The sequence below is a fragment of the uncultured Roseibium sp. genome (assembly GCF_963675095.2).
Classification (GTDB): Bacteria; Pseudomonadota; Alphaproteobacteria; order Rhizobiales; family Stappiaceae; genus Roseibium.
Genome location: NZ_CAXXSJ010000052.1, coordinates 21,856 through 28,622 on the forward strand (window position 1 = coordinate 21,856; position 6,767 = coordinate 28,622).

7 protein-coding genes are annotated in these 6,767 nt (G+C 60.7%); 2 read left to right on the top strand and 5 right to left on the bottom strand.

Annotated features, from left to right (window positions below; all coding sequences use genetic code 11):
- Nucleotides 1–11: 11 nt before the first annotated feature.
- The 3 genes from acuI to ABIN98_RS19820 are packed head-to-tail and all read right to left on the bottom strand — an operon-like array spanning nucleotide 12 to nucleotide 2,491.
- Nucleotides 12–1,004, bottom strand: coding sequence for an acryloyl-CoA reductase (gene acuI / locus ABIN98_RS19810; protein ID WP_346912340.1), 993 nt, complete (start codon nucleotides 1,002–1,004; stop codon nucleotides 12–14).
- Between the two features lie 30 nt (nucleotides 1,005–1,034).
- Complete coding sequence (locus ABIN98_RS19815; RefSeq protein WP_346912342.1) at nucleotides 1,035–1,661, bottom strand: DUF1326 domain-containing protein; 627 nt, start codon at nucleotides 1,659–1,661, stop codon at nucleotides 1,035–1,037.
- A 14-nt stretch (nucleotides 1,662–1,675) separates the two neighbouring features.
- On the bottom strand, nucleotides 1,676–2,491 hold the full coding sequence (locus ABIN98_RS19820) for a DUF2182 domain-containing protein (RefSeq protein WP_346912344.1): 816 nt from the start codon (nucleotides 2,489–2,491) through the stop codon (nucleotides 1,676–1,678).
- 218 nt (nucleotides 2,492–2,709) lie between these two features.
- Here ABIN98_RS19820 and ABIN98_RS19825 point away from each other — a divergent pair, with 218 nt between their 5' ends.
- Entirely contained in the window at nucleotides 2,710–3,408 is a 699-nt protein-coding gene (locus tag ABIN98_RS19825) for a FadR/GntR family transcriptional regulator (protein WP_346912346.1), read from the top strand.
- A 9-nt stretch (nucleotides 3,409–3,417) separates the two neighbouring features.
- Here the strand turns inward: ABIN98_RS19825 and ABIN98_RS19830 are convergent, their stop codons facing one another.
- Nucleotides 3,418–4,083, bottom strand: a complete 666-nt coding sequence (locus ABIN98_RS19830) for a glutathione S-transferase family protein (protein ID WP_346912348.1) — start codon at nucleotides 4,081–4,083, stop codon at nucleotides 3,418–3,420.
- A gap of 520 nt (nucleotides 4,084–4,603) precedes the next feature.
- On the opposite strand from ABIN98_RS19830, the gene ABIN98_RS19835 reads away from it, so the two are divergent.
- Nucleotides 4,604–5,281, top strand: coding sequence for a hypothetical protein (locus ABIN98_RS19835; RefSeq protein ID WP_346912352.1), 678 nt, complete (start codon nucleotides 4,604–4,606; stop codon nucleotides 5,279–5,281).
- Nucleotides 5,282–5,371: 90 nt separating this feature from the next.
- Here ABIN98_RS19835 and ABIN98_RS19840 read toward each other — a convergent pair whose 3' ends face one another.
- Nucleotides 5,372–6,268 carry a cation diffusion facilitator family transporter gene (locus ABIN98_RS19840; protein ID WP_346912354.1) on the bottom strand — a complete coding sequence of 299 codons (897 nt, stop codon included), beginning with the start codon at nucleotides 6,266–6,268 and terminating at the stop codon, nucleotides 5,372–5,374.
- Nucleotides 6,269–6,767: the final 499 nt, after the last annotated feature.

The following is a 6,767-nucleotide window of genomic DNA, read 5'->3' on the forward strand; positions in this document are numbered from 1 at the left end:
GGGGAGCTTTGTCAGCCGTTCACATCGACCACGACCCGGCCCTTGACCTGACCCTTCAGGATCGCGGCGCCCAGGTCCGGAAGATCCGACAGCGTGGCCGGTTGGATCATGGCATGGAGCTTTTCCATGGGCAGGTCGCTGGCCAGACGGGTCCAGGCGCGGATGCGGTCCTCATAAGGACGCATCACGCTGTCGATGCCGAGCAGGTTGACGCCGCGCAGTAGGAAGGGAACGACCGTCGCCGGCAGACCGGCACCACCGGCAAGACCGACGGCCGAAACGGAAGCGCCGTATTTCATCTGACCGAGGACGCGGGCAAGCATCGCGCCGCCGACCGCGTCGACGCAGCCGGCCCAGGTTTCGCTTTCCAGGGGCCGCTTCACCGTTTCGTTGATCTCGTCGCGGGGCACGATCTGCGTGGCGCCCAGGGACTTCAGGTAGTCTTCGGTTTCCGGCCGGCCGGTGACGGCGGCGACCTCATAGCCGAGATTGGCCAGGATTGCCGTTGCTACCGAGCCGACGCCGCCGGCCGCACCCGTGACCAGCACCGGTCCGTTGCCGGGCTTCAGGCCATGATCCTCCAGCGCCATGACGGCAAGCATGGCGGTGAACCCGGCGGTGCCGATCGCCATGGCGTCCCGGGTCGTCAGACCGTCGGGCAGGGGAACCAGCCAGTCGGCCTTGACGCAGGCCTTCTGCGCGTAGCCGCCCCACCAGGCCTCGCCGACCCGCCAGCCGGTGAGGACCACCTTGTCGCCGGGCTTGTAGCGATCGTCGCTTGAAGTCTCGACCGTGCCGGCAAAGTCGATGCCGGGCACATGGGGGTAGGTGCGCACAAGGCCGCCGCCCGGGCCGATGCACAGACCGTCCTTGTAGTTCACGGTGGAATAATCCACCGCGACGGTCACGTCTCCGTCAGGAAGCCGGCTGTCATCCAGCTCCTGAACGGACGCGCTGGTCTTGCCCTCATCGTCCTTTTCAACGAGCAACGCCTTGAAGGTCATTGGCAATCTCCTGTTAAATTGGTGGTCGGATTAAGCGGCGATTTCGGCGGACGGACCGGACCAGTCGATCTGGCAGATTTCCGCACTGCGGCCGTCGAAGTCCCAGACCCGGCCGTAGGCGCGGACCCGGCCCTGATTGGCGGTTGCGACCGTAATGTCCGAGCCCATCCAGTATTCGGTATTCGTCACCATGACTTCCTCGCCCGGCTTGGCGCCGGAGATCGGTTCGACCTCACCCTTGATCGCCTTGCCGACGATCAACCGGCGCTTCTTGCCTTCCATGGTATAGGAAACGGGCGCGCGTTCAGCCCCTAAAAATTCGCTGACCAGAACCCGGAACAGGCCGGTAGTGCCGCGGGCCTGACCGGAAAAGATCTTCAGGAGGGCGTCATAGGCGGCATCGGAGGCGCGCTCGTCGATATAGGCGGCGGCCTTCCAGTTGCCGCGGGCCATGAGCCCTGGAATTTCCAGGACCAGGCCGACATTCAGTCCGGAGAGGTCTTCGCCCTCATAGTGGCCGGTGTCGATGCGGACCCCGGCCCAGGCCTGGCAATAGCCCTCCGTGGGGGCATGCTTGCCGAGCGAGACGACACACGGACAGAAGACCGTGCAGTTGCAGTTGAGAATCAGTTCTCCCTTAATGGCCCATCCGCTCATGGCGCCTCTCCCTTTCAGTTCATTATCGGTAGTGCGAAAAAGACGGTTACGGCCGCGCCCGCGAGAAGTGCAACGCCGGCGGGAACCGTGAGGTAGCGCCCGATGACGGGCATCTTCTCGATTGCCATCAGTGCCATGGCGAGGCCCATGAAGGCGAGGTTCATGGTGCCGGCGACGAAGGCGAGCAGCATCAAGGCCCAGCAGCAGCCAAGGCAGACGGCGCCAAGTTTAAGACCCATGCGAAAGGCGCCCGAGGCCCCCGGCTTCCAATGGGCCATGAAGAACATCATCGGGCTCTGGCAGCTGTTGAGGCAGGCCTGCTTCAGCCGGCTGAACTGATAGGCGCCGGCCAGCGCCAGAAGCGCTGCGTTCAAAAAGGTCGCGGTGCTCCGCCCCAGCGGATCGATCAGGCCATGGCCGGACAGAAAAACCTGGGCCGCCGCGCCGACAGCCGAAAAGCCGAGCCAGACAAGAAGGTAGCCGCTGATGAGTGCGGCAAGACCGGACGCGGAGGCTGCACCCGCATGGCCGAGGTCGGTAAAGGTCTTCAGCGCGGGTACCGTGGTCGGCGCCATCATCGCCAGTGCCATGAGGGCCCACATGGCCAGGACAGGGGCATAGCCAACCGTCCCTGCCGTGCTCCGGCACAGGGAGGCAAGGTAGTCCGCCCCGAGATCCTGCCAGCCTGCGGGCAGGTCGAGACCGGGCTGCATCACGAACAGCAGACCCCAGGCGGCAAGGATGCTCGCGAAAAAGAGGCCCCAGACAAGCTGGCGGCCCAATTGGTGCCCCGATTGGCGATTGGACACCAGGCCCGCGCTCAAGCCCATGTGTTTCCTCCCGTTTTTTCCTTCCGGTGAGGCTCGTTCGGAAAGTGGTAAAAGTCAAACATTTAATTGTCAGACAATTGATTGTTTCTCGTTGACCTGGGTGGCCGGCCTTCTTAGGCTTGCCCAAACCGTCCTGGACAAGCTTTCGGGACCGGCTGTCAGCAACGGCTCAGGAGGTGCAATTGGCGATCGAATATCAGGCAATCCGGAAGGAAGGATTGTCGACTCAAATCGCCAATGCTATCCGAAAGGCCATCGTCGACGGCCATCTGGCCGTTGAGGAAAAGCTGCCGAGCGAGACGGAGCTCGCCGACCGTTTCGGCGTATCGCGAGCGACAGTACGTGAAGCGTTGAAACGGCTCGCGGCCCAGAACCTGATCCGTTCCGAGCGCGGTGCAGCCGGAGGCGCCTTCGTCAACCGGATCACCTGGGACGAGGCGCAGGACGATCTTGTCTCGACCTGCCGGCTGCTGATCGGCATGAACGACATCCCGCTGGAAGACGCCATCGAGGCGCGCTTTACGCTGGAAGCGTCCTGTCTGCCGCTGGCGGCCAAACGCCGGACGGAGGAAGACCTGTCCGCCCTTCGCGACGAAGTCTACAAGCAGCGGGACAAGGACCTGAGCGACGAGGACTTCTGCGCCTCGGACGTGCGCTTTCATTCCATTATTGCGCGGGCCAGCGGCAATCCTTTGCTTGGCTTCCAGGTCTCCGGCGCGGTGGAAGCGATGCAGCCGCTGATGAACATGCTGGTCTATCGCCTGCGCGACCGGGAAAGCATCGCCGATCTACACAAGGCGATGGCGGATGCGCTCGAGGCACGGGATGCGCAAACCGCGCAGTACAAGCTCGACCGGCTCGCCGCCTATACCCGCAAGCTCGCCGCCCTGAGGCGGGCGCCGCGCGACGACAACTGAAACCGAACCCTAGGATGTCAGGTAAGGCGCAAGGTCCGGCGTGAAATCCGTAAACGGATCGAGGTCCTTGCCCACTTCTAGAGCGCGTTTGAAGGCGTCCCGGTCCTGCAGCCGTTTCAGATAGGCCTGAACCTGCGGCGTGTAATAGTCGAAGAAACCGATGATCTCGCCGAAATGGAGCGCGTATCCAACCGCGATGTCGGCGATGGTGAACCGGCCGTCGCACAGATAGCTTCGCGTTTCCAGGTGGGCGTTCAACCGCTTGAGCCGAGCGAGGAACCACTTGGCGTAATCGGTCACCACCTGCGGCTGGCGGCGGTCCTCAGGCTCGAGGCCTGAATAGCGGAAGACAAGCGCCTGCGGAAAGGTCAGCGTGGCATCGCTCTGGAACAGCCAGTTCAGGTAGTCCGCGTAGTCCGGATGATCGGGCGAGATGCCCAGGCCGTTGCCGCCGTATTTTTCGACCAGATAGACGCAGATGGCGGTCGATTCCGTCATGCTGATGCTGCCGTCGGTAAAATAGGGCACGGTCCCGAGCGGATTGGTCTCCAGATAGGCGCGCTGAAAGACCCGGGGCGGAAACGGCAGGGTCTCGATGTCGTAGTCAAGACCCAGTTCCTCCAGCGTCCAGAGCGGACGCAGGGATCTGGCGTTATAGCAGTGCCTCAATTTCATAAGAGCAAATTCCCCGGGGCTGATTACGGTCACGCGTTCTTTGGCTTCCATTCTAGGGTTTCCCGGACGCGCCGACCATTCAACGGAAAGTACAGGTCGGCCCTGGGGGAGCGCATTGATTCTTTGAGGGATGGCAGACCCGAAATTCTGACAGGGATCCTCAATACACCCTTAGATTTTACTTGCCGGGAAAATCGTGCACTGGTTTAATTTTTCTTATTTTCGCCGGGGAGGACCGAGATGGCGAACGGGACAACATTCCAGCCGATCGACTTTAAACGCGAAGACTTTTTGGAATGCGATCCCGCCGAGCTGGTCGGGAAAGTTGAAGCCAGGCTGGAAGATCTTCAGAATCAGCGGCTGGGTTTTTACAAGGGTCGTCTGAGAAACAGTTCGGCCAACAAGATCCGCAGGTCCCCTGGTCTTCCTGGCCAGTGCGGCAAGTTTCCTGACGGCCTGCGCTGCTGTCGTCCGCATTACGAATGTCGAAACCCTGGCCGACCAACAGTTGGACATCGGCTTGTTCGCAATCGCATTTCTGTTCTACGCGTTGATGGGCGCCCTGCTGATCGCCGAAAAGACCGGAGATATTTCAAGCCGCTATTTTCGCGCGCTTGGAACGATCCTGGCGATCCGGGATCTATCGACCAAACTTCAGTTTTCGTTGCTCGATCTGGCACTGGAGGCGCAGCAATTGTTGCCGGAGAGCGATACGGCCCTGAAAACAGCCTTCCGGAAAAAGGTGTTTGCCATTGCTGAAGCGTTTTGTACGGACCTTGGAAAGCTGACGCGAGAGGAATTGCAGACCTGGCAGGACGAATACACAACGTCGATTTCCGAGCTCGATACGCTGGCCCAGCAGGGCAAGACCTCCGTCGAGCAGAGCCTCACAGACGCGATCACCGAACTGAAGACCGCCAGGGAGCAGGCGAAGCAGGAGGCGGCAGCAGAAGAAGCGGCGAAAAAGCCGGCCCTCGTGAAGGTCACGGTCAAGACCGCATTCGACGGCGAGATCCGCGTTACGATCGAGAACGTGGAAACGGCGAAGTTCTCACAAATGTCTTTCGCCCTGAACCCTTTGCCGACTGGTGCGACGAAGATCGAGGCGTTCGCGGAGAAGGACGGTAAAAGCCTTTCCTATTCCAACTGGGTTGAGTTGAAACCGGGCATCCAGGCATTGGACATCGACTTGACGTAGCGAACCTCAGGCTTCAAATCGAAATCCGGCCTGCATGATTATTGGCGCCGACGAGGGGCGCAGCCTCGTGCCTTGCTATTGCCCAGGTGGCTAGGACGGATTGCTTTCGGACCCGGTATCGGAAGCGGGGGCTTCGGTCGTCGCGCCAACGATTTCGCATTCGATCGTTGCATGGCCGATCCCGTAGCCGCGGGACAGTTCCTCGCGAATGGCGGCAACGACCACGGGGCCGTCTTCCGGCGACCGTACCCCTGCGTGCAGCGTGGCGTTGAGGCGGCCTTCGGCAAGCGTCCAGACATGAACATGACGAACCTGTTCGAGGCCCGGGATTTTCCGCGGCAGGTTGTTCATGATGTCCCGGCAATCGATCTCCTCCGGCGTACCTTCCAGCAGGATGTGTCCCGACTGGCGTAGAATGGCGACCGCGGATCGCACGATCAGGAGCGCGACGAAGACCGACAGGATGGGGTCGATCGGATACCAGCCGGTGAAGGCGATCACAATGGCTGCCGCGATCGCCGCGACCGATCCGAGCAGATCGCCGAGCACATGCAGGATCGCGGAACGGATGTTGAGGGAATTGTCGCCACCGTGCCGGAGCACGAAGAAGGCGGCGATGTTCACGATCAGGCCAATGACGGCGATGACCATCATGGGGCCGGCCAGTACCTTTTCCGGTGTGATGAAGCGGCCGACAGCCTCGACGCAGATCCAGCCGGTGACGATCAGAAGGAAGATCGCATTGGCGAACGCGATCAGCACCGGCAGCCGGTGGCGGCCATAGCTCAGGGCGGCCGTCGGCGCCTTCTTCGCCTGTTGGAAGGCCCACCAGGCCAGACCCAGAGATGCGGCATCGGTCACCATGTGCAGCGCATCCGCCATCAGAGCGAGAGAGCTGGACAGATAGCCGCCGATCAGTTCGGCAAACATGAAGGAACAGATCAGCAACCCGGCAAGCGCCACCGCACGGGCGTTTTTGTCATTCACGTCTGGGGCGTGGGAATGGCCGTGGCCATGGCTGTGGTCGTGTGCATGGTGGTGGTGGCCGGCGTGGTCATGACCGGAATGCTGGCCGTGCGTCGTCTTGTTCGGACTTCGGTGTGAGGTTTTCATCGGTCTAGGCGGTAAAACCAGGATCCTCTTCAATGGGGTGCGATTGAGATTCCTTGGAGTGGTGTGTGGCTTGAATTAAGCGCCTGAAGCACATCAGCGATAGACCTAGCGCAAAATGAACCCCGCGAGCAATATCCCGGGCTGCTCGCGGGGCTAATAAATTATTTTGGTTGCAATACGCATATTCAAGCACTGTTCGTAGATGGTGGTAAACTGAAAGTAAAATTTAACGTTAAATTTGATGGGTCGGCTTGAAATTGCTTGCATATTACAACCCCGTTGATTCAAAACTGAGTTGTTTGCGCTTATGTCTTCTTTATTCACGTGTTCCGAAAGATATCCCCTACGGTAGTTAGGGGTGGAGGCCGACCGA